Genomic DNA, 302 nt, shown 5'->3' with positions numbered 1-302 from the left:
CCCCCCCCCCCCCCCCCCCCCCCCCCCCCCCCCCCCCCCCCCCCCCCCCCCCCCCCCCCCCCCCCCCCCCCCCCCCCCCCCCCCCCCCCCCCCCCCCCCCCCTTTTTCAAGCACAAGACGGCATACGAGATCGCGCCTAGAGTCTCGTGGGCTCGGAGATGTGTATAAGAGACAGGGCCTGATCCGCCCCCACGGCCGAGAATGGATTGCCGAGCGCACCGAGGAAGCGCCGCGCATTCTCGGCCTCGTCCTTGTAGTTCATCCCGACCAGTGCGACCTTGCCCTGCCTGACCGCATCGGTC

Annotated in this window: 1 pseudogene; it reads right to left on the bottom strand. The window is 74.2% G+C overall.

Annotation, left to right across the window (positions count from 1 at the left end):
- Positions 1-175: 175 nt before the first annotated feature.
- A pseudogene (locus JHD80_RS27975) lies at positions 176-302 on the bottom strand (DsbE family thiol:disulfide interchange protein); the annotation flags it as partial.

The sequence above is a fragment of the Allobosea sp. ASV33 genome, assembly GCF_016428755.1.
Classification (GTDB): domain Bacteria; phylum Pseudomonadota; class Alphaproteobacteria; order Rhizobiales; family Beijerinckiaceae; genus Allobosea.
This window is presented reverse-complemented; position numbering and strand designations above follow the sequence as displayed.